General features: G+C 61.4%; 23 protein-coding genes and 1 other RNA gene. 19 read left to right on the top strand and 5 right to left on the bottom strand.

All coding sequences use genetic code 11. The features are described 5' to 3' along the window. The first annotated feature begins 161 nt into the window (after positions 1-161). Positions 162-935 (top strand): OmpA family lipoprotein, encoded by a 774-nt coding sequence (locus tag J3D60_RS26300; RefSeq protein WP_027604771.1) that lies wholly within the window; start codon positions 162-164, stop codon positions 933-935. Positions 936-1,003: 68 nt separating this feature from the next. Here J3D60_RS26300 and J3D60_RS26305 read toward each other — a convergent pair whose 3' ends face one another. The 4 genes from J3D60_RS26305 to J3D60_RS26320 all read right to left on the bottom strand — a co-directional run bounded on the left by J3D60_RS26305 (position 1,004) and on the right by J3D60_RS26320 (position 4,450). Then, a complete protein-coding gene (locus tag J3D60_RS26305) occupies positions 1,004-1,585 on the bottom strand; it encodes a BON domain-containing protein (protein ID WP_027604770.1) in 582 nt (193 codons plus the stop codon). Continuing rightward, a complete protein-coding gene (locus J3D60_RS26310; RefSeq protein ID WP_007904374.1) occupies positions 1,582-2,175 on the bottom strand; it encodes a phosphoheptose isomerase in 594 nt (197 codons plus the stop codon). Before J3D60_RS26310 ends, J3D60_RS26305 begins: the two co-directional genes overlap by 4 nt. A 92-nt stretch (positions 2,176-2,267) precedes the next feature. Beyond that, on the bottom strand, positions 2,268-2,639 hold the full coding sequence (locus J3D60_RS26315; protein WP_065938554.1) for a YraN family protein: 372 nt from the start codon (positions 2,637-2,639) through the stop codon (positions 2,268-2,270). Beyond that, entirely contained in the window at positions 2,639-4,450 is a 1,812-nt protein-coding gene (locus J3D60_RS26320; protein ID WP_065938555.1) for a penicillin-binding protein activator, read from the bottom strand. Before J3D60_RS26320 ends, J3D60_RS26315 begins: the two co-directional genes overlap by 1 nt. A gap of 209 nt (positions 4,451-4,659) precedes the next feature. Between J3D60_RS26320 and rsmI the strand changes: the two genes are divergently transcribed. The 18 genes from rsmI to lpxC all read left to right on the top strand — a co-directional run bounded on the left by rsmI (position 4,660) and on the right by lpxC (position 24,159). Next, a complete protein-coding gene (gene rsmI / locus J3D60_RS26325) occupies positions 4,660-5,532 on the top strand; it encodes a 16S rRNA (cytidine(1402)-2'-O)-methyltransferase (protein WP_065938556.1) in 873 nt (290 codons plus the stop codon). Between the two features lie 96 nt (positions 5,533-5,628). Next, positions 5,629-5,982: RNase P RNA component class A (rnpB, locus tag J3D60_RS26330), an RNA gene on the top strand. Positions 5,983-6,336: 354 nt separating this feature from the next. Next, complete coding sequence (mraZ, locus tag J3D60_RS26335) at positions 6,337-6,792, top strand: division/cell wall cluster transcriptional repressor MraZ (RefSeq protein ID WP_003171868.1); 456 nt, start codon at positions 6,337-6,339, stop codon at positions 6,790-6,792. A gap of 2 nt (positions 6,793-6,794) precedes the next feature. After that, positions 6,795-7,736, top strand: a complete 942-nt coding sequence (gene rsmH / locus J3D60_RS26340; protein WP_085989259.1) for a 16S rRNA (cytosine(1402)-N(4))-methyltransferase RsmH — start codon at positions 6,795-6,797, stop codon at positions 7,734-7,736. Then, positions 7,733-8,026 (top strand): cell division protein FtsL, encoded by a 294-nt coding sequence (gene ftsL, locus J3D60_RS26345; RefSeq protein WP_003216203.1) that lies wholly within the window; start codon positions 7,733-7,735, stop codon positions 8,024-8,026. The genes rsmH and ftsL overlap by 4 nt, the downstream gene beginning before the upstream one ends. After that, positions 8,026-9,768: a penicillin-binding protein 2 gene (locus J3D60_RS26350; RefSeq protein WP_162844256.1), complete on the top strand. Its 1,743-nt coding sequence runs from the start codon at positions 8,026-8,028 to the stop codon at positions 9,766-9,768. The genes ftsL and J3D60_RS26350 overlap by 1 nt, the downstream gene beginning before the upstream one ends. After that, positions 9,768-11,231, top strand: a complete 1,464-nt coding sequence (locus J3D60_RS26355; RefSeq protein ID WP_253493316.1) for a UDP-N-acetylmuramoyl-L-alanyl-D-glutamate--2,6-diaminopimelate ligase — start codon at positions 9,768-9,770, stop codon at positions 11,229-11,231. Before J3D60_RS26350 ends, J3D60_RS26355 begins: the two co-directional genes overlap by 1 nt. Beyond that, the gene (gene murF / locus J3D60_RS26360) at positions 11,224-12,594 is read left to right on the top strand and encodes a UDP-N-acetylmuramoyl-tripeptide--D-alanyl-D-alanine ligase (protein ID WP_253493319.1); all 1,371 of its coding nucleotides are present in this window, start codon (positions 11,224-11,226) and stop codon (positions 12,592-12,594) included. The genes J3D60_RS26355 and murF overlap by 8 nt, the downstream gene beginning before the upstream one ends. Continuing rightward, positions 12,594-13,676 carry a phospho-N-acetylmuramoyl-pentapeptide-transferase gene (mraY, locus tag J3D60_RS26365; RefSeq protein ID WP_003171875.1) on the top strand — a complete coding sequence of 361 codons (1,083 nt, stop codon included), beginning with the start codon at positions 12,594-12,596 and terminating at the stop codon, positions 13,674-13,676. The genes murF and mraY overlap by 1 nt, the downstream gene beginning before the upstream one ends. A 6-nt stretch (positions 13,677-13,682) precedes the next feature. Continuing rightward, positions 13,683-15,029 carry a UDP-N-acetylmuramoyl-L-alanine--D-glutamate ligase gene (gene murD / locus J3D60_RS26370; protein ID WP_253493321.1) on the top strand — a complete coding sequence of 449 codons (1,347 nt, stop codon included), beginning with the start codon at positions 13,683-13,685 and terminating at the stop codon, positions 15,027-15,029. Next, a complete protein-coding gene (ftsW, locus tag J3D60_RS26375; RefSeq protein WP_065924256.1) occupies positions 15,026-16,249 on the top strand; it encodes a putative lipid II flippase FtsW in 1,224 nt (407 codons plus the stop codon). The genes murD and ftsW overlap by 4 nt, the downstream gene beginning before the upstream one ends. Then, positions 16,239-17,309, top strand: a complete 1,071-nt coding sequence (gene murG / locus J3D60_RS26380; RefSeq protein WP_065949002.1) for an undecaprenyldiphospho-muramoylpentapeptide beta-N-acetylglucosaminyltransferase — start codon at positions 16,239-16,241, stop codon at positions 17,307-17,309. Before ftsW ends, murG begins: the two co-directional genes overlap by 11 nt. Next, positions 17,302-18,750 carry a UDP-N-acetylmuramate--L-alanine ligase gene (murC, locus tag J3D60_RS26385; RefSeq protein ID WP_253493323.1) on the top strand — a complete coding sequence of 483 codons (1,449 nt, stop codon included), beginning with the start codon at positions 17,302-17,304 and terminating at the stop codon, positions 18,748-18,750. Before murG ends, murC begins: the two co-directional genes overlap by 8 nt. Then, positions 18,747-19,703 carry a D-alanine--D-alanine ligase gene (locus J3D60_RS26390; RefSeq protein ID WP_065938561.1) on the top strand — a complete coding sequence of 319 codons (957 nt, stop codon included), beginning with the start codon at positions 18,747-18,749 and terminating at the stop codon, positions 19,701-19,703. Before murC ends, J3D60_RS26390 begins: the two co-directional genes overlap by 4 nt. 4 nt (positions 19,704-19,707) lie before the next feature. Continuing rightward, positions 19,708-20,577 (top strand): cell division protein FtsQ/DivIB, encoded by an 870-nt coding sequence (locus J3D60_RS26395; RefSeq protein ID WP_065938562.1) that lies wholly within the window; start codon positions 19,708-19,710, stop codon positions 20,575-20,577. Between the two features lie 15 nt (positions 20,578-20,592). Continuing rightward, complete coding sequence (gene ftsA / locus J3D60_RS26400; RefSeq protein WP_027604757.1) at positions 20,593-21,855, top strand: cell division protein FtsA; 1,263 nt, start codon at positions 20,593-20,595, stop codon at positions 21,853-21,855. A 74-nt stretch (positions 21,856-21,929) separates the two neighbouring features. Then, positions 21,930-23,135, top strand: a complete 1,206-nt coding sequence (gene ftsZ / locus J3D60_RS26405) for a cell division protein FtsZ (protein ID WP_017526184.1) — start codon at positions 21,930-21,932, stop codon at positions 23,133-23,135. Positions 23,136-23,247: 112 nt separating this feature from the next. Next, positions 23,248-24,159 (top strand): UDP-3-O-acyl-N-acetylglucosamine deacetylase, encoded by a 912-nt coding sequence (gene lpxC / locus J3D60_RS26410; RefSeq protein ID WP_003171886.1) that lies wholly within the window; start codon positions 23,248-23,250, stop codon positions 24,157-24,159. A gap of 106 nt (positions 24,160-24,265) precedes the next feature. On the opposite strand, the gene J3D60_RS26415 is transcribed toward lpxC, so the two are convergent. Then, a complete protein-coding gene (locus J3D60_RS26415; RefSeq protein WP_253493324.1) occupies positions 24,266-25,759 on the bottom strand; it encodes a sensor domain-containing diguanylate cyclase in 1,494 nt (497 codons plus the stop codon). Positions 25,760-25,768: the final 9 nt, after the last annotated feature.

Consider the following 25,768-nt stretch of genomic DNA (forward strand, 5'->3'; position numbering starts at 1 on the left):
ATGTGTCTGCTACGGTTTCTGTAGCAACGCAAGACCCGAATGTTTTGTTACAGCACTGGGCGCGCCCACGGAATTTTTACCGTTTGTCGCGTTCCAAACTCGGCACGGGTCCATTGCCAATGTCCTTTGCACCACAGAATGCAAAAGTAGGAGCTCCCTTCATGTTCACTCCGCGTCGTCTGCTTGTTGTCGCTACCGCCGTAGCCCTGTTGTCCGGCTGCGCTTCACCTAATCCTTATGGCGGTGGCAGCCAGGGACAGGCGAATAATGAATCCAGCGGTATGAGCAAGACCGCCAAGTACGGTGGCCTGGGTGCCCTGGCCGGTGCATTGGCGGGTGCTGCCATCGACCATAACAACCGTGGCAAGGGCGCGCTGATCGGCGCCGTGGTTGCGGGTGCCGGCGCCGCGGGTTACGGCTACTACGCCGACCAGCAGGAAAAGAAACTGCGTGAGAGCATGGCCAATACCGGGGTTGAAGTTCAGCGCCAGGGCGACCAGATCAAGCTGATCATGCCGGGTAACATCACCTTCGCCACCAACTCGGACGCGATCTCCAGCAGCTTCTACCAGCCGCTGAACAACCTGGCCAACTCCCTCAAGCAGTTCAACCAGAACACCATCCAGATCGTCGGTTACACCGACAGCACCGGCAGCCGCCAACTGAACATGGACCTGTCCCAGCGCCGTGCCCAGAGCGTGGCCAACTACCTGACGTCCCAAGGCGTCAATGGTGCCAACCTCAGTGCGCGCGGTGCCGGCCCGGATAACCCGATAGCCAGCAACGCCGACGTGAACGGTCGTGCGCAGAACCGTCGCGTAGAAGTGAACCTCGGCCCGATCCCCGGCCAGCAGTACGGCCAGCCTGGCGCGCAGCAGCAAGCGCCGCAGCAGAACAACCAGTTCCAGGGCAACCCGTACCAGCAATACCAATAAACGCTGGTCACTAAAAAGGGCGCCATGCAGTGAATGCATGGCGCCCTTTTTCATGGCTGGCGCTTACATCAATCGATGTACTCGAACACCTTGACGATCTTCTGCACGCCGGATACGCCCTGCACCAGGTTGGCTGCGCGCGTGGCTTCCGCCTGGGTCAGCAGGCCCATCAGGTAGACGATGCCGTTATCGGTGACCACTTTGATCCGCGAGCCGGGAATCGCGTTGTCGGTCAGCATCTGTGCCTTGATCTTGGTCGTCAGCAGGGCATCGTTGCTGATGGCCAGCAGGGTGATCGGGTCCATGACCTGCAATTCGTTGTGGACCTTCTTGACCCGCTGTACGGCTGAGGCCGCCTGTTCGGCCTGGGCCTTGAGGTCGGCGCGTGGCGTTTGGCCTGCGAGCAGTACCACGCCGTTGAAGCTGGTCACGACGATGCGTGAAGCACCGTTGCCCAGGTCCGTGGCGGCTTTGGCAATGTTGACCTCGACCTTGGTTTCGATCAGCGAGTCATCAATCTTGCTGCCGAAGGTGCGGGTGCCCTTGTCATCCTGAATAGGGGTGTCACGTGTCGCAGTGATTGCCGTGCTGCAGCCGCTGATGCCGAGGCACAACGTAATGGCCAAAAGGCCGAGGCGGTTAACGGTCATTCTTCACTCCCAAACAGTTGGCTGTCGATCAGATCGCACAGGCAATGGATCGCCAGCAGGTGGACTTCCTGAATACGTGCGGTGACATTGGCCGGGACGCGAATCTCCACATCTTCGGGCAGCAGCAGCGAGGCCATGCCGCCGCCGTCGCGTCCGGTCAATGCTACGACAATCATTTCGCGATCATGTGCGGCCTGGATCGCTTGAATAATATTCGCCGAGTTGCCGCTGGTGGAGATCGCCAGCAGCACATCGCCTGGTTGGCCCAGGGCGCGGATCTGCTTGGAGAAGATTTCGTTGTAGCTGTAGTCGTTGGCGATCGAGGTGATCGTCGACGAATCGGTGGTCAAGGCGATGGCCGGCAGGCTCGGGCGCTCACGTTCGAAGCGGTTGAGCAGTTCGGACGAAAAATGCTGGGCATCGCCGGCCGAACCGCCGTTGCCGCACGAAAGCATTTTGCCTTCGTTGAGCAAGGCATTGACCATGACCTGACTGGCTTGCTCGATGTGCGGTGCAAGTACGTCCATCGCCTGTTGCTTGGTGTCGATGCTGGCCTGGAAAAGCTGGCGAATTCTGGATTGCATGTCCATCTGTGTGACCTTAAGTAGCGCGGCTGTTTGGCACAGGAATGTGCAGCCCGCAAAGCAAAGAGCAAAAGTGTGTGGTGAAGATGTCCGGTGAATCAGTTGTCGAAGGCATTTTGCAGCCAGTTCAGATCAACCTGACCAGACGGGGTGCTTTCCATGGCAACCACATCGAAACGGCAGGGGGCGTCGGCCCAGCGATGCTCTTCTTGCAGGAAAAACTGCGCAGCGAGTATCAGCTTCTGACGCTTGCGCCCGTCGATACTGGCGAGTGCGCCACCCCATTGTGCGTGTTTTCTGTAGCGGACTTCGACGAATACTACTGTATCGCCGTCAAGCATGACCAGATCAAGCTCGCCGCGTTTACACAACCAGTTCTGCGCCAGCAGGCGCAGACCCTGTTGTTGCAAGTGTTTCAATGCTTGAAGTTCGGCATCCTTGCCGCTTTGTGCAGTAGACCGCTCCGGCATCAGCGCGGGGTGTCCGGCAGGCGCTGGATCTCGCCACCGACGAACTTCGCCCATGGCATCTGGCGATCGACGCGCTGGTTGGTGCTGATGCCCAGGTTGCCCGAGAGGCCGTCAATCCGTGTATCCGGCAGTGCCTTCAACTGGCCCAGGCGCGGGGCCAGGCGGTAGGCGTCGACGCCCATCGCATACAGGCGGCCAAGGCTGCCATTGGCTTGCGGCCATTGTGCGGCAACCTGGTTACGCAGCGGGTCGGTGGTGTTGAGCAGCCAAGGGGTTTCGCAGAACATCACGTTGGTCATGTCCAGGTACTGGTTCTTGTCACCGCTGGCGCTGAATACGTGGGACGTGGCGTACACCGGCACATCACCGGCGTACTGGAAGTTCAGGGTCGGCTTGATCTGCTGGGCCAGTTGCGGGGTAACGGCCAGGAAGATGAACTCGATGTCCTGGCGACGTGACGGCTGTGCCGCTACGTCTGTGCCGACTGTGCTTTGCAGGCTCTTGGCGCGGCCTTCGCTTTTACGCAGTTGGAACAGGTCGGCAATTTGCTGGGCGAGGGCGACCGGCTGGTCGACATACTCGACACCGACAACCGTGCCACCGTTGGCTTCCCAATCCTGGCGGAAGGCCTTGTAGACACGCTCGCCCCACTCGCCACGGGGCACCATGGCAGCGGCGCGGTGCAGGCCATCGGCACGGGCGCGGCGCGACACTTCGCGGGCTTCGTCTTCAGCGGCCAGGCCGAACTGGAACAATTGCGCCGGGCCCTGATCGGTTTCGCTGTAGTTCAACGCCAGCGTGGTGATGGGGAGCTGAGGACGCGTGCTGAGCTGCTTGACCAATGGCTTCTCCAGCGGGCCAACCACCAGTTGCACGCCTGCAGCCTGGGCCTTGGCATAGAAGTCGTCGATGGAGGCCAGACGCGAGCTGTCATAGAACTCGATGACCGGTGGTTTCTGCCCGGCTTGTTCAGCCTGGTAGTGCGCCGCCATGAAACCTTCGCGCAGGGCCTTGCCGACGGAGGCCAGCGGGCCATCCTGGGGCAGCAGCAGGGCAATCTTGTTCAGGGGCTGGCTGGCCAGCTCCTTGAGCTTGGTCAGCGGGGTTGGCAGCTGCACGGCGGCCGGGTGGCCCGGGTTTTGTGCGCGCCAGGTGTCGATAGCGGCCTGCTGTTGCTCAAGCGTACCGGCGCCCTTGACGGCTTGGGCCAGGGTGATCCAGCCGTCCAGGGTCGGGTTGCCGCTGGCTTGCAGTTGTTCTGCAGGCAGTGCGGCAATCAAGGTCCAGATGGCTTCGTGATTGCTTTTGGCGGCATCGCCGCTGAGCAATGGCGCCATGGCAACGCGTTCGCGGGCCGCGGCCAGGGTCTGGCCATCGGCTTCATAAGCGCGGGCGTGCACGGTGCCAGTGCGGATCTGCTGTTCGGTCGGCAGCTCCTTCAGGCTTTGCAGGCTCGGATGGTTCAAGGCGGTCAGCGCGGCCTTGGGCTGGTTGCGCGTCATGGCCAATTCGGCAGCCAGGGTGCTGGCAAAGACTTGCGCGGCTGGCTTGAGGACATCCAGGGACACTTGCGCAAGAATCTGCGACGAGCGGCCAGGGTTGTTCTGGCGGTAGGCCATGTCTGCCGCACTCAGGCGCAGCAACGCGGCCTTTTCTGGCGTCTTGGCGGTGGTGGCCTGTTCGAGCAGTTGCTCGATACTGGCGTCCGGGGTCCGTGGAAGGTCGCCAAGGCTGGACGAGGGCGAGCTGGCGCAAGCGGCCAGTAAGGCAGCGAGGCAGAGGGCGGAGAGCAGCCGCAGGCAAGCGATCATGTAAGTGTTCCTGATACCGATCAAATTAGCGTGGAATTGTACCCAAGCACTGGCCCAGGCGCGATGTTACTGGCGTGAAACCGTCGATTTAGGTCGTGCAAATGTTGCGATCAGCCAGGGACGGCTGAAAAGCCATCGGCCGTGATGGCATATTTCCGAGGCGCCTACGCGCTACAATATGGCTTTTGCCAACCATCGAGGTGTGCGTTTTGACTGCTCCAGGTCCTTTGAATTCCACTGCAGGCTCGCTTTTTGTCGTGGCGACGCCCATTGGCAACCTGGACGACATCAGTGCCCGGGCGCTGAAAGTGTTGCGCGAGGTTAAATTGATTGCGGCGGAAGACACTCGACACTCCCAGCGTTTAATGCAGCATTTTGGTATCAGTACGCCATTGGCGGCTTGTCACGAGCATAACGAGCGCGAAGAAGGCAGCCGCTTTATCGTGCGTTTGTTGGCGGGTGACGATGTGGCCCTGATCTCGGATGCAGGTACGCCGCTGATCTCCGATCCTGGTTACCATCTGGTTCGCCAGGCACGTGCCGCAGGTATTAATGTAGTGCCTGTTCCAGGCGCGTGCGCGCTGATCGCTGCATTGTCGGCGGCAGGCCTGCCGTCGGACCGTTTTATTTTCGAAGGTTTCCTGCCGGCCAAGGCCGTGGGGCGTCGTGCGCGTCTACAGGCATTGAAAGAGGAACCGCGCACGCTGATCTTCTACGAAGCGCCTCATCGTATTCTTGAATGCCTGCAGGATATGGAACTGGTGTTCGGCGGCGAGCGCCTGGCACTGCTGGCCCGTGAGCTGACCAAAACCTTCGAAACCCTCAAGGGCCTGCCGCTGGAAGCGCTGCGCGCGTTCGTCGAGGGCGACAGTAATCAGCAGCGCGGCGAGTGTGTGGTGTTGGTGGCGGGCTGGACCGCGCCGGAACATGAAGAGGCCGTCGGCAGCGAGGCCATGCGTATCCTCGATCTGCTGCTCAAGGAGATGCCCCTCAAGCGCGCTGCGGCGTTGGCGGCGGAAATCACCGGGGTACGCAAGAATGTGTTGTATCAAGTTGCGCTGGATAAACAGAAAGCCGAATAGTTCCGGGGGGAAACCGGTATTCCGTCCGAACGTGATGGCAATGCTGCACTTTTAATACTTGTCCTGAGGCCGTCGTGCCGTTAACCTGCGCGGCGGAGAGTCGATTGGACAGTCGCTGCCCTCTATGAAAATTAGGGGGGGGAGGAAAGTCCGGGCTCCATAGGGCGAAGTGCCAGGTAATGCCTGGGAGGCGTGAGCCTACGGAAAGTGCCACAGAAAATAACCGCCTAAGCACTTCGGTGCCGGTAAGGGTGAAAAGGTGCGGTAAGAGCGCACCGCACGACTGGCAACAGTTCGTGGCTAGGTAAACCCCACTTGGAGCAAGACCAAATAGGGTCCCAAGGCGTGGCCCGCGCTGGGACCGGGTAGGTTGCTAAAGATGTCCAGTGATGGCCATCGTAGACGAATGACTGTTCAAGACAGAACCCGGCTTACAGATCGACTCTCCACCTTTTTCCTTCTGTCCGAATCTCGGGCAGAAAACCGGTAGTAACGCAAGAATCCCTCCCTGCCAAATCATTGGCAGATGCATCTTCGTAATACCAAAAAAATCTTACTCTTAATAAATCACTTTAACTTTGATCTGTAGCTCTTTGAGCTATTTGTGCTTGTCGAGCCAAAAACACCGCCGAACTCTGGTTTCTCCTCCTTTTACGCTCCTAAATCTCCGATCTGTAAGGCTTTTCCTTGAATCCGCGCCTTGACGGTGTGGTGGGCGCATTCCTATAGTGTGCGCAAGTGGCGGAAAGTGGCACAAAGTGGGTTTTTTTAACGTAAAACGCTAAAATTTGGAGAAACGCATCTGTGTTTCGCGGAGCTAACGCTATCAGTCTCGATGCAAAAGGCCGTCTCGCCATGCCGAGCCGGTATCGTGACGAGCTGATTTCGCGAAGTTCCGGACAGTTGATCATCACAATCGATGCCGTTGACCCTTGTTTATGTGTTTACCCCCTCGATGAGTGGGAGTTGATTGAGACCAAGTTGCGTGCCTTGCCTTCATTGCGTGAAGAAAACCGCCGTCTGCAGCGTTTGCTGATTGGTAATGCCGTCGACCTCGAGCTCGATGGCAGTGGCCGTTTTCTGGTGCCCCCGCGTTTGCGCGAGTACGCCAAGCTGGATAAGCGCGCAATGCTGGTCGGCCAACTGAACAAGTTCCAATTGTGGGACGAAGATGCCTGGGATGCTGTTTCTGCAGCTGACCTGGCTGCTATTCAACAACCGGGCGCCATGCCTGATGAACTGCGTGATTTGATCCTGTGACTATTGATAGCGGCTTTAACCACATCACCGTACTGCTTGACGAAGCCGTTGAGGCTCTCGCCGTACGCGCGGATGGCTGCTATCTGGACGGTACCTTTGGCAGGGGCGGGCATAGCCGGTTGATCCTCAGCCAGCTCGGGCCCGACGGCAAGCTCCTCGGGTTTGACAAAGACCCCCAAGCGATTGCCACCGGGCAAGCGCTAGCGGCCGAAGACGGCCGCTTTGTCGTTGTGCAGCGCAGCTTTGCCGAACTCGGTGCCGAAGTCGCCGAGCGCGGCATGGCGGGCAAGGTGGCCGGGGTTTTGCTCGACCTGGGCGTGTCTTCGCCGCAGCTCGATGACCCGGAGCGCGGCTTCAGCTTCATGAACGACGGCCCCCTCGACATGCGCATGGACCCTACCCGTGGCGTCAGTGCCGCGCAGTTCATTGCCACTGCGCCGGTGGAAGAAATCGCCCGTGTTTTCAAGGAATACGGTGAAGAGCGCTTCGCCGGCCGCATGGCCCGTGCCGTGGTGGAGCGTCGCGAAATCCAGCCGTTCGAGCGCACCGCCGACCTGGCCGAAGTGCTGAAAGTCGCCAACCCCGCGTGGGAAAAGGGCAAGAACCCGGCGACCCGCGCGTTCCAGGGCCTGCGTATCCACGTCAACAACGAATTGGGCGACCTGGAGGCTGGCCTCGAGGCTGCCCTCGAGGCGCTGGAAGTGGGTGGTCGCCTGGTGGTGATCAGCTTCCATTCTCTGGAAGACCGCATCGTCAAGCTGTTCATGCGCCGCCTGGTCAAGGGCGAGTCCGACAACCTGCCGCGCAACCTGCCGGTACGTTTCGAAGCCTTTGTGCCGAAAATCAAAATCCATGGCAAAGCGCAGTTCGCTTCCGAAGCCGAACTCAAGGCCAACCCACGTTCCCGTAGCGCCGTCATGCGCGTCGCGGAGAAGCTGCGGTGAGCAAGCTTTTCGCCAAGCCCCTCCCGGGCGGCAGCTTCTTTATGTTGCTGCTGTTTGTCGGCGTGCTGGTGTCCGCAATTGCGGTGTCCTACAGCGCCCATTACAACCGCCAACTGCTCAATACCCTCTATGGGGAATTGAGCGTGCGTGACAAGGCGCAGGCGGAGTGGGGCCGGTTGATCCTCGAGCAAAGCACCTGGACGGCCCACAGCCGTATCGAAGTCCTGGCCACCGAACAGCTGAAAATGCACATCCCAGGTGCGGCCGAAGTGCGCATGGTGGCGCCATGATGAAGCTGGAAGGCGCACTCTACCCATGGCGCTTCCGCCTGATGCTTGGCTTGCTGGCATTGATGGTGGGTGCGATTGCCTGGCGGATCATCGACCTGCAAGTGGTCGACCGTGACTTCCTGATCGGCCAGGGCGATGCCCGTAGCCTGCGTCACATCCAGATCCCTGCGCACCGTGGCCTGATCACCGACCGTAACGGCGAGCCGTTGGCGGTGAGTACGCCGGTGACCACCCTGTGGGCCAACGCCAAGGAATTGCAGGTTGCCAAGGACAAGTGGCCGCAGCTGGCTGCCGCCCTGGGCCAGGATCCAAAAGCCTTGGCTGAGCGCCTCGAGGCCCAGGCAAATAAAGAATTTATCTACCTCGTTCGCGGCCTTACCCCCGAACAAGGCCAGCAGGTGCTCGACCTTAAAGTCCCCGGTGTCTACGGCATCGAGGAGTTCCGTCGTTTCTACCCGGCCGGTGAAACCACTGCCCATATGGTCGGCTTTACCGACATTGACGATCATGGTCGTGAAGGTGTGGAACTTGCCTACGATGAATGGTTGGCCGGGGTACCGGGAAAACGACAGGTCATCAAGGATCGGCGCGGCAGGTTGATCAAGGATGTCCAAGTCACTAAAAACGCCAAGGCCGGTAAGCCCTTGGCGTTGTCGATTGACCTGCGCCTGCAATACCTGGCGAATCGCGAGCTACGTAACGCGATCATCGAGAACGGCGCCAAGGCCGGCAGCCTGGTGATCATGGACGTGAAGACCGGCGAGATCCTCGCCATGGTCAACCAGCCGACCTACAACCCGAACAACCGTCGCAACCTGCAACCGGCGATGATGCGTAACCGCGCAATGATCGACGTGTTCGAGCCGGGCTCGACCATGAAAGCCATCTCCATGAGTGCCGCCCTGGAAACCGGACGCTGGAAGCCCAGCGACAAGGTCGAGGTGTATCCGGGTACCTTGCAGCTGGGTAAATACACCATTCGCGACGTGTCCCGTACTGAAGGCCCGGTGCTGGATTTGACAGGTATCCTGATCAACTCCAGTAACGTGGGCATGAGTAAGGTCGCCTTCGACATCGGTGGTGAAACCATCTACCACCTGGCGCAGAAGATTGGCCTGGGGCAACCCACCGGCCTGGACTTCCCGGGTGAGCGCGTCGGCAACCTGCCCAACTACCGCGACTGGAAAAAAGCCGAGACCGCCACGCTTTCCTACGGCTACGGCCTGTCGGTGACCGCCATCCAGCTGGCCCATGCCTTCTCGGTGCTGGCCAATAACGGACGCATGGTGCCGCTGAGCCTGATCCACGTCGACGAAGCGCCGAAAGCCACCCAGGTGATCCCGGAAAACGTCGCCAAGACCATGCAGGGCATGCTGCAACAAGTGATCGAAGCACCGCGCGGCGTATTCCGTGCCCAGGTGCCGGCGTATCACGTGGCCGGCAAGTCCGGTACCGCGCGTAAGACGTCGGTGGGCACCAAGGGCTATGCCGAAAACTCCTACCGCTCGCTGTTCGCCGGCTTCGGTCCGATGAGCGATCCGCGCTACGCCATCGTCGTTGTGATCGATGAGCCGAGCAAAGCCGGTTACTTCGGTGGCCTGGTATCGGCGCCGGTGTTCAGCAAAGTGATGTCCGGCACCCTGCGCCTGATGAACATCACCCCGGATAACCTGCCGCCGACCCAACAAGCGAATGCCGGACCACCGGCCGCTGCAGTAAAAGCCAATGGAGGGCGCGGCTGATGTCTCTTAGCCTGAACAAGATTTTTGCCCACGCCGGCCGCGATCTGCTGATTCGCGAGTTGACCCTGGACAGCCGTAACGTGCGCGCTGGCGACCTGTTCCTGGCAGTGCCGGGCGGCAAGTTCGATGGCCGTGCGCACATCGCCGACGCGTTGCAGCGCGGCGCGGCTGCCGTGGCCTATGAAGTCGAAGGCGCCACGGTGCTGCCGATCACCGACGTGCCGCTGATCCCGGTCAAGGGGCTGGCCAAGCAACTGTCCGATATTGCCGGGCGTTTTTACGGCGACCCGAGCCGCCACCTCAATCTGGTGGGCGTGACGGGCACCAACGGCAAGACCAGCGTGACCCAATTGGTCGCCCAGGCCCTTGACCTGCTGGGCCAGCACTGCGGCATCGTCGGCACCCTGGGTACCGGTTTTTATGGCGCGCTGCAAAGCGGCCTGCACACCACGCCGAACCCCATCGCCGTGCAAGCGACCCTGGCCGACCTGAAAAAGGCCGGTGCCAAGGCGATTGCCATGGAAGTGTCGTCCCACGGTCTGGACCAGGGCCGCGTCACCGCCCTGGCCTTTGATGTGGCAGTGATGACCAACCTGTCCCGCGATCACCTGGATTATCACGGCACCATGGAGGCGTACGCCGCCGCCAAGGCCAAGCTGTTTGCCTGGAATGACCTCAAGTGCCGGGTGATCAACCTGGACGACGCTTTTGGTCGCCAACTGGCGGCCCAAGACAGCGAAGCGCGCCTGATCACCTACAGCCTGGAAGACGCCGGCGCTTACCTGTATTGCCGCGAAGCCCAATTCAATGACGAAGGCGTGCGCGCCACACTGGTCACGCCTCAGGGCGAGCACCACTTGCGCAGCAGCCTGCTCGGGCGTTTCAACCTGAGTAATGTACTTGCCGCCATCGGCGCACTGCTCGGCCTGGATTACGCACTGGACGAGATTCTCAAGGTGCTGCCGAAGCTGGAAGGCCCGGCCGGTCGCATGCAGCGCCTGGGGGGCGGTACGCAGCCGCTGGTGGTGGTTGACTACGCCCATACCCCGGATGCGCTGGAAAAAGTCCTCGAAGCCTTGCGCCCTCACGCCAAGGGCAAGTTGCTCTGCCTGTTCGGCTGTGGCGGTGATCGTGATCGCGGCAAGCGGCCGTTGATGGCCGAGATCGTCGAACGCCTGGCCGATGGTGTGCTCGTCACCGACGACAACCCGCGCAGCGAAGACCCAGGCCGGATTTTCGATGACATTCGCACCGGCTTCAAAGATGCATCCAAGGCCACCTTCGTCGCCGGTCGCGGCGCGGCAATCGCCCAGTTGATCGCCAGCGCCAGTGCTGACGACGTGGTTGTGCTGGCCGGTAAGGGGCATGAGGATTACCAGGAAATCAACGGCGAGCGTCATGCCTTCTCCGATCTGGTCGAGGCCGATCATGCCTTGACCGCCTGGGAGGTTGCCCATGCTTAAGGCGATGACGTTCAGCGAACTGACCCAGGCCCTGTCGGCACGCATACTGTCGAGCGATTGCAGCTTCAGCTGCGTGAGCATCGACAGCCGTGCGATCCAGCCGGGGCAACTGTTTGTCGCCCTGGCCGGCCCGCGTTTCGACGGTCACGACTACCTGAACGACGTCGCCGCCAAAGGCGCCGCAGGTGCCTTGGTGCAGCGCGAAGTGGCTGATTCCACCTTGCCGCAACTGCTGGTCGCCGATACCCGCCTGGCCCTCGGCCAATTGGGTGCGCTGAACCGCGCCGCGTTCGACAAGCCCGTTGTCGCCATTACCGGCTCCAGCGGCAAGACCACGGTCAAGGAGCTGCTCGCCGGTATCCTGCGTACGCGCGGCCCCGTGCTGGCCACCCGTGGCAACCTGAACAATGATTTCGGCGCTCCGCTGACCCTGCTCGAACTCGCCCCGGAACACACGGCGGCGGTGATCGAACTGGGTGCCTCGCGCATCGGCGAAATCGCCTACACCGTGGCGCTGACCAAGCCCCACGTCGCCATTATCAATAACGCCGGTACGGCCCACGTCGGCGAGTTCGGTGGCCCGGAAAAAATCGTCGAGGCCAAGGGTGAAATCCTCGAGGGCCTTGATGCATCGGGCACTGCAGTCTTGAACCTGGACGACAAGGCCTTCGAGACCTGGCGTGTACGCGCCGCCGGTCGCAAGGTCCTGACGTTTGCCGTGCGTAACGCCGCGGCTGATTTCCATGCCTCCGACATCACCGTCGATGCCCGTGGCTGCCCGTCCTTCACGTTGCACACACCGCAAGGTAGCGAGCACGTGCAACTGAATTTGCTCGGCAACCATAACGTCGCCAATGCCCTGGCGGCTGCGGCTGCGGCTGGCGCCTTGGGCGTGTCGCTGTTCGGTATCGCCACGGGCCTGGGCGCAGTGCAGCCGGTCAAGGGCCGCACTGTTGCGCAACTGGCGAGCAACGGCATGCGTGTGATCGATGACACCTATAACGCCAATCCATCGTCCGTCAACGCCGCTGTCGACCTGCTCAAAGGTTTCGATGGGCGCAAGGTGCTGGTGTTGGGCGATATCGGCGAGTTGGGCGACTGGGCTGAACAAGGTCATCGCGAAGTCGGCGCGTATGCCGCAGGCAAAGTCGACGCCCTCTACGCCGTCGGCCCGAACATGGCCCATGCCGTGGCTGCCTTCGGCCCCGGTGCGCGCCATTTCGCCACCCAGGCCGAGTTGATCCAGGCGCTGGGCGTGGCAGAACAAGACAAACACACAACCATTTTGATCAAGGGATCGCGCAGCGCGGTGATGGAAAACGTCGTCGCGGCCTTGTGTGGCTCAAGTACGGAGAAACATTAATGCTGCTGCTGCTGGCTGAGTATCTGCAACAGTTCCACAAAGGCTTCGCGGTCTTTCAGTACCTGACCCTGCGCGGGATCCTGGGTGTGCTGACCGCGCTGTCTTTGTCGCTGTTTTTAGGGCCGTGGATGATCCGCACCCTGCAGAACCTGCAAATTGGTCAATCGGTTCGTAATGACGGCCCGCAGTCGCACCTGTCCAAGTCCGGCACCCCGACCATGGGCGGTGCGCTGATCCTGTCGTCCATCGGTATCAGCACCTTGCTGTGGGCCGACCTGCACAACCGCTACGTTTGGGTGGTGCTGCTGGTGACCCTCCTGTTCGGCGCCATCGGCTGGGTCGATGACTACCGCAAAGTGATCGAGAAAAACTCCAAGGGGCTGCCAAGCCGCTGGAAGTATTTCTGGCAGTCGGTGTTCGGCCTTGCCGCCGCGATCTTCCTCTACACCACGGCGCCAAGCGCAGTGGAAACCACCTTGATCATCCCGATGCTCAAGGACGCCAGCATCCCGTTGGGCATCGGCTTCGTGGTGCTGACCTACTTCGTGATCGTCGGCTCCAGCAACGCGGTGAACCTGACCGACGGCCTCGACGGCCTGGCGATCATGCCGACGGTGATGGTAGGCGGCGCCCTGGGTATCTTCTGCTACCTGTCGGGTAACGTGAAATTCGCTGAATACCTGCTGATCCCCTACGTACCGGGCGCGGGTGAGCTGATCGTGTTCTGCGGTGCCTTGATCGGTGCCGGCCTGGGGTTCCTGTGGTTCAACACCTACCCCGCACAAGTCTTCATGGGCGATGTCGGCGCACTGGCGCTGGGCGCGGCCCTGGGTACCATCGCGGTGATCGTTCGCCAGGAAATCGTGTTGTTCATCATGGGCGGTGTGTTCGTGATGGAAACCCTGTCGGTGGTCATCCAGGTGGCGTCCTTCAAGTTGACCGGGCGCCGCGTGTTCCGCATGGCGCCGATTCACCACCACTTTGAACTCAAGGGCTGGCCTGAGCCGCGTGTGATTGTCCGTTTCTGGATCATCACCGTGATTCTGGTCCTGGTCGGCCTTGCCACCCTGAAACTGAGGTAGAAACGAGTGTCCCTGATCGCTTCAGACCACTTCCGCATCGTTGTCGGCCTCGGCAAGAGCGGCATGTCCCTGGTTCGCTTCCTGGCGAACCGGGGCACGTCGTTTGCCGTGGCCGATACGCGGGAAAATCCACCGGAGCTGGTCACGCTGCGCCGTGACTACCCGCACGTGGAAGTGCGTTGTGGCGAGCTGGATGTCGAGTTTCTGTGCCGCGCCGATGAGCTCTACGTGAGCCCCGGCCTGGCCCTGGCGACACCGGCCCTGCAAGCCGCAGCGGCCCGTGGCGTGAAGCTGTCCGGCGATATCGACCTGTTTGCACGCAATGCGAAGGCGCCGATCGTGGCCATCAGCGGTTCCAACGCGAAAAGCACCGTGACCACCCTGGTCGGCGAGATGGCCATGGCGGCCGGCAAGCGCGTGGCTGTGGGCGGCAACCTCGGTACGCCGGCGCTGGACCTGCTCAGCGACGATATCGAGCTGTACGTGATGGAACTGTCGAGCTTCCAGCTGGAAACCACCCACGACCTGGGTGCTGAAGTGGCCACCGTGTTGAACGTCAGCGAAGACCACATGGACCGCTACAGCGGCCTGCCGGCGTACCACCTGGCCAAGCATCGGATCTTCCGCGGTGCCAGGCAATTTGTGGTCAATCGCCAGGATGCGCTGAGCCGTCCGCTGATGGGCGAGGGCATGCCGTGCTGGACCTTCGGCCTGGGCAAACCCGACTTCAAGGCCTTCGGCATTCGTGAAGAGAATGGCGAGAAATACCTGGCCTTCGAATTCCAGAACCTGATGCCGGTGCGCGAGCTGAAAATCCGTGGCGCCCATAACCAGTCCAACGCGTTGGCCGCGTTGGCGTTGGGACACGCCGTGGGTTTGCCGTTCGACGCCATGCTGTCGAGCCTGCGCACCTTCGGCGGCCTTGAACATCGCTGCCAGTGGGTCCGTGACCTTAATGGTGTCAGTTACTACAACGACTCCAAGGCCACCAACGTGGGGGCCGCATTGGCCGCCATCGAAGGCCTGGGTGCCGATATCGAAGGCAAGCTGGTGCTGATCGCCGGTGGCGACGGCAAGGGTGCCGATTTCAAGGACCTCAAGGCACCGGTGGCTGCCCATTGCCGCGCCGTGGTGTTGATGGGCCGCGACGCCGATTTGATCGCCGCCGCGCTGGGCGATGCCGTGCCACAGGTGCGCGCCACCTCTCTGGACGACGCCATTGCCCAATGCCAAGCCCTGGCCCAGCCAGGCGATGCGGTGCTGCTGTCGCCGGCGTGCGCCAGTTTCGACATGTTCAAGAACTACGAAGAGCGCGGCCAGTTGTTCGCCCGCGCCGTGGAGGGCTTGGCATGAGCATTGATTTCAGAAACATCATCAAGCCGTACCCGTCGCCGATCATTACCGGGCGCGGCATCGACCTTGATTTCCCGATGCTCGCCGGTTGCCTCGCGCTGCTGGGCCTGGGCCTGGTGATGATCACCTCGGCTTCTTCCGAAGTGGCCGCCGTGCAGTCGGGCAATACCCTGTACATGATGATCCGTCACCTGGTGTACCTGATCATCGGCCTGGGCGCGTGCATCGTTACCATGATGATCCCCATCGCCACCTGGCAGCGCCTGGGCTGGCTGATGCTGATCGGCGCGTTCGGCTTGCTGATCATGGTGATCCTGCCCGGCATCGGCCGCGAGGTGAATGGCTCGATGCGCTGGATCGGCTTCGGTGCGTTCAACGTGCAGCCGTCGGAAATCGCCAAGGTGTTCGTGGTGATCTACCTGGCCGGCTACCTGGTGCGTCGCCAGAAGGAAGTGCGCGAAAGCTGGATGGGCTTCTTCAAGCCATTCATCGTGCTGTTGCCCATGGCCGGCCTGTTGCTGATGGAACCTGACTTCGGCGCCACCGTGGTGATGATGGGCGCGGCGGCGGCGATGCTGTTCCTCGGCGGCGTGGGCTTGTTCCGCTTCAGCTTGATGGTGGTGCTGGCGGTGGCGGCGGTGACCATCCTGGTACAGGCACAACCGTACCGGATGGCGCGTCTGATCACCTTTACCGACCCCTGGTCCGACCAGTTCGGTTCCGGCTACCAATTGACCCAGGCCTTGATCGCCTTCGGTCGTGGCGAATGGCTGGGCGTGGGGCTGGGTAACAGCGTGCAGAAGCAGTTCTACCTGCCGGAAGCGCACACCGACTTCGTGTTCTCCGTACTCGCCGAAGAACTCGGCGTGGTCGGCTCGCTGTGCACCGTCGCCCTGTTCGTGTTCGTGTGTGTACGCGGCATGTACATCGGCCTGTGGGCCGAGAAGGCCAAACAGTATTTCGCCGCCTATGTGGCCTACGGCTTGTCGTTCCTGTGGATCGGCCAGTTCCTGATCAACATCGGGGTGAACGTCGGCCTGCTGCCGACCAAGGGCCTGACTTTGCCGTTCCTCAGCTATGGCGGCAGTTCGTTGGTGATCTGCTGCGCCTGTCTTGGCTTGTTGCTGCGCATCGAGTGGGAGAGTCGAACCCACCTGGGCAGCGAAGAGATGGAGTTCAGCGAAAGCGACTTCGCCGAGGAGCCGACCCATGGGCGCTAACGTGCTGATCATGGCGGGCGGTACCGGAGGCCATGTGTTCCCGGCCCTGGCGTGCGCCCGGGAATTCCAGAACCGTGGCTACACCGTGCACTGGCTGGGTACACCGCGCGGCATCGAAAACGAGTTGGTGCCGAATGCCGGTCTGCCGTTGCATCTGATCAACGTCACGGGCCTGCGCGGCAAGGGCAAGTTGTCCCTGCTCAAGGCACCGTTCGTGTTGCTCAAGGCGGTGTGGCAGGCACGCAAGGTCATCCGTGAATTGCAGCCGGTGTGTGTGCTCGGTTTTGGCGGTTATGTGACCGGCCCGGGTGGCGTCGCCGCCAGACTTGCCGGCGTGCCGGTGATCGTGCACGAGCAGAACGCCGTGGCCGGTACCGCCAACCGTTTGCTGGTGCCGTTGGCTGCGCGGGTGTGCGAAGCGTTTCCCAACACCTTCAGCGTCTCGGATAAGCGCCGTACCACCGGCAACCCGGTGCGCACCGAGCTGTTTATGGACATTGCCCGCGAAGCACTGGCGGGGCGCAAGGCGCACCTGCTGATCCTGGGCGGAAGCCTGGGTGCCGAGCCGCTGAATAAATTGCTGCCGGAAGCCGTGGCGCAACTTCCTGTGGAATTGCGCCCGGAGATCTTCCACCAGGCCGGCAAGAACCACGATGAAGTCACCGCCACGCGTTATCGCGACGCCGGTGTGGCGGCCAATGTGCAGCCCTTCATCAAAGACATGGCCCATGCCTATGGCTGGGCCGACCTGGTGGTCTGTCGCGCGGGTGCGCTGACCGTCAGTGAACTGGCTGCTGCCGGTCTGCCGTCCTTGCTGGTGCCCTTGCCCCACGCCATCGACGATCACCAGACCCGCAACGCCGAATATTTGGCCGGGGAGGGCGCTGCCTTCCTGCTGCCGCAAAGAACGACTGGCGCCGCCGATTTGGCCGCACGCCTGACCGAGGTTTTGATGCAACCGGAACGACTCAACAACATGGCGAGCACCGCAAGCCGCCTGGCCAAACCTGACGCAACCCGCACCGTGGTCGATATCTGCCTGGAGGTGGCCCATGGTTGAGAATCAGAAAGCCATGCCACAACCGGAAATGCGCCGCATCCGTCGCATCCACTTCGTCGGTATCGGTGGCGTAGGCATGTGCGGCATCGCCGAAGTGTTGCTGAACCTGGGCTACCAGGTGTCCGGCTCGGACCTGAAAGAGTCGCCGGTCACCGAGCGCCTGAAGTCCTTTGGTGCGCAGATCTTTATCGGTCACCGCGCCGAGAACGCCGCCGAGGCCGACGTGCTGGTGGTGTCCAGCGCCGTGAACACCTCCAACCCGGAAGTGGCCACTGCCCTTGAGCGCCGCATTCCCGTGGTGCCCCGCGCCGAGATGCTCGCCGAGCTGATGCGCTATCGCCACGGCATCGCCGTCGCCGGTACCCATGGCAAGACCACCACCACCAGCCTGATCGCCTCGGTGTTCGCCGCCGGTGGCCTGGACCCGACCTTCGTCATCGGTGGCCGCCTGAATGCAGCCGGTACCAATGCCCAACTCGGTACCAGCCGCTACCTGATCGCCGAAGCCGATGAAAGCGACGCCAGTTTCCTGCACCTGCAACCGCTGGTCGCTGTGGTCACCAACATCGACGAAGATCACATGGCCACCTACGACGGTGACTTCAACAAGTTGAAGAAAACCTTCGTCGAGTTCCTGCACAACCTGCCGTTCTACGGTCTGGCCGTGCTCTGCCTGGACGACCCGGTGGTGCGTGAAATCCTGCCCCAGGTCAAGCGTCCGACCGTGACCTACGGCTTCAGCGAAGACGCCGACGTGCGCGCCATCAATGTGCGCCAGGAAGGCATGCAGACCTACTTCACCGTGCTGCGTCCCGACCGCGAGCCGCTGAATGTGTCGGTGAACATGCCGGGCAACCACAACGTATTGAATTCCCTGGCGACCATCTGCATCGCCTCCGACGAGGGTGTCAGCGATGAAGCCATCGTCGAGGGCCTGTCGCGCTTTGCCGGTGTCGGCCGGCGCTTCCAGGTCTACGGCCAACTGCCGGTGGAAGGCGGTGACGTGATGCTGGTGGACGACTATGGTCACCACCCGACCGAAGTCGCCGCGGTGATCAAGGCCGTGCGCGGTGGCTGGCCGGAGCGTCGCCTGGTGATGGTCTACCAGCCGCACCGCTACAGCCGCACCCGCGATTTGTACGACGATTTCGTCAATGTATTGGCCGATGCCAACGTGCTGCTGCTGATGGAAGTCTACCCGGCCGGTGAAGAACCGATCCCCGGCGCCGACAGCCGCAAGCTGTGCAACAGCATCCGCCAACGCGGCCAGTTGGACCCGATCTACATCGAGCGCGGTGTGGACCTGGCGCCGATCGTCAAGCCGCTGCTGCGCGCCGGCGACATCCTGCTGTGCCAGGGTGCCGGTGATATCGGCGGCCTTGCGCCTAAGTTGCTGGCGAGCCCGCTGTTTGCGGCCGCCAAGAAGGGGGCGTCGAAATGACTGCTGACTACGGCTCCCTGTTTTCGACAATCGCGCCAGCCGACTTCGGCCGCGTGGCCGTGCTGTTCGGCGGCAAGAGCGCCGAGCGCGAAGTGTCGCTCAAGTCCGGCAACGCCGTGCTCGAAGCGCTGCAAAGTGCCGGCGTGAATGCGTTCGGGATCGACGTGGGCGATGACTTCCTCGCCCGCCTGCAGGCCGAGAAGATCGACCGTGCCTTCATCATCCTGCACGGCCGTGGCGGTGAAGACGGCAGCATGCAGGGCCTGTTGGAGTGTGCCGGTATTCCTTACACCGGCAGCGGCATCCTCGCTTCGGCACTGGCCATGGACAAGTTGCGTACCAAGCAGGTGTGGCACAGCCTGGGTATTCCGACCCCGCGTCACAGTGTTCTGTGCAGCGAAGACGATTGTATTTCTGCAGCCAAGGAACTGGGCCTGCCTTTGATCGTCAAACCTGCCCATGAAGGCTCCAGTATCGGCATGGCTAAAGTGAACTCGGCCGCCGAATTGATCGACGCATGGAAAGCGGCAAGTACCTACGATTCGCAAGTGTTGGTGGAACAGTGGATCCAGGGTCCCGAGTACACCATCGCCACCCTGCGTGGCCAGGTATTGCCGCCCATCGCATTGGGCACGCCCCACACCTTTTACGACTACGACGCCAAGTACCTGGCCTCCGATACCCAGTACCGGATCCCGTGTGGCCTTGATGCAACCAAAGAACAGGAATTGATGGACCTCACGGCGAAAGCCTGTGAGGCGTTGGGTATTGCCGGTTGGGCACGGGCAGACGTGATGCAGGATGACCAAGGGAATTTCTGGTTCCTGGAAGTCAACACCGCACCGGGCATGACCGACCACAGCCTGGTACCGATGGCCGCTCGCGCAGCCGGCCTGGATTTCCAGCAGTTGGTGCTGGCGATTCTGGCCGCCAGCATCGAGCCAAGAGGCTAAGGACATGAAAGGCGCATCGCTTCGTCATCAGCCCCCACAAGCACCGAGCCGCAAGCCGGTGCCACGGGGTGCCAGTCGAATGGTGGCTAAAGAGCCGATGTCGGCGCGCCTGCCGAAAGCCAACTTTGGTTTCCTCAAGGCGCTGTTCTGGCCGGTGATGCTGGTGGTGCTGGGCTTCGGCACTTACGAGGGCGCGCAGCGTCTATTGCCCTATGCCGACCGGCCGATCACCAAGATCAGCGTGCAGGGCGACCTGAGCTACATCAGCCAGCAAGCAGTGCAGCAGCGTATCGGCCCGTTCCTGGCGGCGAGCTTCTTCACCATTGACCTGGCCGGTATGCGCCGGGAGCTGGAGCAGATGCCGTGGATCGCCCACGCCGAAGTCCGCCGCGTCTGGCCGGACCAGGTGACGATCCGCCTGGAAGAACAGCTGCCCGTGGCCCGTTGGGGCGATGAGGCGCTGTTGAACAACCAGGGCCAGGCGTTCACCCCGCGTGAGCTGGCCAACTACGAGCACCTGCCGCAGTTGTTCGGGCCGCAGCGGGCGCAGCAGCAAGTGATGCAGCAGTACCAGGCCCTGAGCCAGATGCTGCGGCCACTGGGCTTCTCCATTGCACGCCTGGAACTGCGTGAACGGGGCAGCTGGTTTTTGACTACCGGGGCAGGCAGTTCCGGCCCGGGCATCCAGTTGTTGCTGGGACGCGACCGCTTGGTGGAAAAGATGCGCCGTTTCATCGCCATCTACGACAAGACCTTGAAAGAACAGATTACGAACATTGCGAGCGTCGACCTGCGTTACGCCAACGGCCTTGCCGTCGGCTGGCGTGAACCGGCTGCGCCCACGGCAGCGCAACCCGCTGTCGCGAAGAATTAAGAAGAGGCAGGACCCATGGCAAACGTGCAAAGCGGCAAAATGATCGTCGGTCTCGATATCGGCACCTCCAAGGTGGTGGCGCTGGTGGGCGAGGTCGGGGAAGACGGCACGATCGAAATCGTCGGTATTGGCACGCATCCGTCCCGTGGCCTGAAGAAGGGCGTGGTGGTCAACATCGAGTCCACCGTGCAATCGATCCAGCGCGCCATCGAAGAAGCGCAGCTGATGGCCGGTTGCCGGATTCACTCGGCGTTCGTCGGCGTGGCGGGCAACCATATCCGCAGCCTGAACTCCCACGGCATCGTGGCGATTCGCGACCGCGAAGTCAGCGCCGCCGACCTTGAGCGCGTCCTCGACGCTGCCCAGGCCGTGGCGATCCCGGCTGACCAGCGCGTGCTGCACACCCTGCCGCAGGACTACGTGATCGATAACCAGGAAGGCGTCCGCGAGCCCCTGGGCATGTCGGGCGTGCGCCTGGAAGCCAAGGTTCACGTGGTGACCTGTGCCGTCAACGCCGCACAGAACATTGAAAAATGCGTGCGCCGCTGCGGCCTGGAAATCGACGACATCATTCTCGAGCAGCTTGCCTCCGCGTATTCGGTACTGACCGACGACGAAAAAGAGCTTGGCGTATGCCTGGTGGATATCGGCGGCGGCACCACCGACATCGCGATCTTCACCGAGGGTGCGATCCGTCACACCGCCGTGATCCCGATTGCCGGCGACCAGGTGACCAACGACATCGCCATGGCGCTGCGTACGCCGACCCAGTACGCCGAAGAAATCAAGATCCGCTATGCCTGCGCCCTGGCCAAGCTGGCCGGTGCCGGTGAAACCATCAAGGTGCCAAGCGTGGGCGACCGTCCACCGCGCGAACTGTCGCGCCAGGCCCTGGCCGAGGTGGTCGAGCCGCGCTACGACGAGCTGTTCACCCTGATCCAGGCTGAACTGCGCCGCAGCGGCTACGAAGATTTGATCCCGGCCGGCATCGTGCTGACCGGTGGCACCTCGAAGATGGAAGGCGCGGTCGAACTGGCCGAGGAAATCTTCCACATGCCGGTCCGCCTGGGTGTTCCCCATGGCGTCAAAGGCCTGGGCGACGTGGTGCGCAACCCGATTTATTCCACCGGTGTGGGCTTGCTGTTGTACGGGCTGCAAAAGCAGACCGACGGCATTTCCCTGTCGGGCCCGAGCAACCGTGACAGCTACCGCAGCGACGACGAGGCCAAGGCGCCGTTGTTCGAGCGGCTGCAGGCGTGGGTCAAAGGCAATTTCTAAAGATTTACCGCAACACCGCAGCACCGAAACAAGTAGTAGGCGAAAAAACTAGAGAAAACGAAAGGAGAGGGAACATGTTCGAACTCGTAGACAACATCCCCGCCAGCCCGGTCATCAAAGTGATCGGTGTCGGCGGTGGCGGCGGCAACGCTGTCAACCATATGGTCAAGAGCAACATTGAAGGCGTTGAATTCATCTGCGCCAACACTGACGCCCAGGCGCTGAAAAGCATCGGCGCGCGAACCATCCTGCAATTGGGCACAGCCGTGACCAAGGGCCTCGGCGCCGGCGCCAATCCGGAAGTCGGCCGTCAAGCCGCCCTGGAAGATCGCGAGCGTATTGCCGAAGTGCTGCAGGGCACCAACATGGTGTTCATCACCACGGGCATGGGCGGCGGTACCGGTACCGGTGCAGCGCCGATCATTGCCGAAGTGGCCAAGGAAATGGGGATTCTGACGGTTGCGGTCGTGACCCGTCCGTTCCCGTTCGAAGGCCGCAAGCGCATGCAGATCGCCGACGAAGGTATCCGTCTGCTGTCTGAAAGCGTCGACTCGTTGATCACCATTCCCAACGAGAAGCTGCTGACCATCCTGGGCAAGGACGCGAGCCTGCTGTCCGCGTTCGCCAAGGCTGACGATGTACTGGCCGGTGCCGTTCGCGGTATCTCCGACATCATCAAGCGCCCTGGCATGATCAACGTCGACTTTGCCGACGTCCGTACTGTCATGAGCGAAATGGGCATGGCGATGATGGGCACTGGCTGCGCCAGCGGTCCGAACCGTGCACGCGAAGCCACCGAAGCGGCCATTCGCAACCCGTTGCTGGAAGACGTGAACCTGCAAGGCGCACGCGGCATCCTGGTGAATATCACCGCCGGTCCTGACCTGTCCCTGGGTGAGTACTCCGACGTGGGTAGCATCATCGAAGCCTTCGCTTCCGAGCACGCCATGGTCAAGGTCGGTACCGTTATCGACCCGGACATGCGCGACGAGCTGCACGTGACCGTGGTTGCCACCGGCCTGGGCGCGAAAATCGAGAAGCCTGTGAAGGTCATCGACAATACCCTGCATAACAGCCAGGCCAGCCACGCGAGCCAAGCGGCTGCCGCTCCTGCGCCTTCGCGCCAGGAACTGCCGTCGGTGAACTACCGTGATCTGGATCGTCCGACCGTGATGCGCAACCAGGCTCAGGCCGGTGCTGCGGCGTCCCGTAGCCCGAATCCGCAAGATGACCTGGACTACCTGGACATCCCGGCATTCCTGCGTCGTCAGGCCGATTAATGGAATGTATCAGGGCTATGAAGGTGATTGGTGTTCAGCAAAGGTCTGGTCTGCTATTATCGCCAGCCTTTGTTGATACCAGTTCGCAATTTGCGCTGAAGCGGTCCAAGCCATGATTAAACAACGCACCCTGAAGAATATTATTCGTGCCACAGGTGTAGGTCTGCACTCCGGGGAGAAGGTATACCTGACCCTCAAGCCTGCACCTGTCGACACCGGCATCGTGTTTGTGCGTGCCGACCTGGACCCTGTGGTGCAGATTCCTGCTCGCGCGGAAAATGTTGGCGAAACCACGATGTCGACCACGTTGGTCAACGGTGACGTCAAAGTGGACACGGTGGAGCACTTGCTCTCGGCCATGGCCGGTTTGGGCATCGATAACGCCTACGTCGAGCTCTCCGCGTCCGAAGTCCCGATCATGGATGGCAGCGCTGGACCCTTCGTATTCTTGATTCAATCTGCCGGCCTGGAAGAACAGGACGCAGCCAAGAAGTTCATACGCATTCTGCGGGAAGTGACAGTAGAAGACGGCGACAAGCGCGCCACCTTCGTCCCGTTCGAAGGCTTTAAAGTGAGCTTTGAGATCGATTTCGATCACCCGGTATTCCGTGACCGCACCCAGAGTGCAAGCGTGGATTTTTCCAGCACTTCGTTCGTAAAAGAAGTCAGCCGCGCCCGTACCTTTGGTTTCATGAGTGACATCGAGTACCTGCGCAAGCACAACCTCGCACTCGGCGGCAGCGTTGAAAACGCCATTGTGGTCGACGCGGATGGTGTACTGAACGAAGACGGCCTTCGCTATGAAGACGAATTCGTGAAGCACAAGATCCTCGATGCAATCGGTGACCTCTACCTGCTGGGCAATAGCCTGATAGGCGAGTTCAAAGGCTTCAAGTCGGGCCACGCCCTTAACAACCAGCTGCTGCGCAAGTTGATTGAGCAGACAGACGCTTGGGAAGTCGTGACCTTCGAAGATGCCAGCACCGCACCGATCTCTTACATGCGTCCCGTTGCGGCGGTGTAAGTAACAACTCTCTTTCTTTAGTTTTTAAAGGCTGCCTTCGGGTGGCCTTTTTTTATGTGCCTGTTATGCGCCTCCCTCGTTCCCATGCGCAGCGTGGGGGCGATCATCACCCCTCACTGGCATCCACAATCCGATTGCGCCCCGTGTGCTTGGCCTCATACAACGCCCGGTCCGCACTGAGCAGCAAAGCCTCCAGGGACATCCTGCTGCGCTTGTCCCGGGTGCTCATGCCGATGCTCGCCGTGATCGGCTGCTCATCCCCCGCCACCCGTGGTAAATGTTCGATGCTGCTGCGGATATGCTCGGCGATGACCCACGCGCCCTTGGCGTCCGTATTGGGCAGTACAACCGCGAACTCCTCGCCGCCGTAACGAGCCGCGAGGTCGGCAGGGCGGCGGATATTGCTGTTGATCACCTGGGCCACCGTGCGCAGTGCTGCATCGCCACCATGATGGCCGTGGCGGTCGTTGAAGGCCTTGAAGTGGTCCACGTCGATCATCAGCACAGTCAGTGGTTCGAGCGAACGTTGCGCCCGGTCCCATTCAAGGCGCAGGCGTTCGTCGAGGATGCGGCGGTTGGCCAGGCCGGTCAGGGCGTCGGTGGCTGCCAGTTCTGACAGGACGCGCTCTGCGCGATAACGGCGGCGCAGTTCCCGGCGCAGCATCCAGGTCAGCCATAACAAGCCGATACACAGGATGCCCGTGGCGCCACTGGTCAGCAGTGCGGCGCGCTTCCAGGGGGCGAACACATCTTCACTGGACAGGGCCACCACCACAATCAGCGGCAGGTCCCCGACATTGGTGAAGGTGTACAGGCGCTCCTTGCCGCTGATGGCAGAGATGGCCTGGAAGGTGCCACTGCCTTCACGCAGTATTCTCTTGAAATTCGGTCGCTCGCTCAGGTCCTTGTCGATCATGTCGCTTTCGAGCAGCGGCTGTTGGGCCAATAAAAAGCCTTTGTTATTAAGCAGGTTGACGCTGCTACCGTTGCCGATGGTCACGGTGTTGAACAACTGGTCGAAATACGCCAGGCGCATGGTCGCGACCGCAACGCCAGCAAACTCACCATTGGGCCCCGACACTCGCCGACTGAATGCCATGCGCCAGACCTGGTCGCAGTTGCAATGAATCTTGAACGGCCGGCTGATAAACAAGCCGGCCTGGGCGTCCTTGGCATGCACTTGGAAGTAATCGCGGTTGGCAAAATTGCGCGGGGTCGGCTGCAGGGTCGAAGAGTCGGCGATCACCGCGCCATTGGCATCCAACAACAGTACTTCACCTTTGAAAGGCGCGGCGGTGGAGAGGTCAAACTGCACCAGGTGCTGGATATTCGCGGAAACCTGGGACAGGTCATCGCGTTGTCTGGCAGCAATCAACCCCTTGAGGGCCAGGTCGTAGAGTTCGACGTTGCGCAGCACGTCGGCATTGATCAACTGCGCAATATTGGTGGTTGAGCGCGTAGCGGCCTGCAGGGTGCTGGCGTGTTCGCGGATCAGCAACGCGGCGACAATGACCACGATCAAGACAACAGTGATAGCGCTGCCCAGAACCATTAACAGTTCTGGGCGTGCGGCCAGGGTACGGACACGGCGTTGACTCATCGGGCAGAC

The organism is Pseudomonas sp. S3E17, assembly GCF_024168685.1.
Classification (GTDB): Bacteria; Pseudomonadota; Gammaproteobacteria; order Pseudomonadales; family Pseudomonadaceae; genus Aquipseudomonas; species Aquipseudomonas marginalis.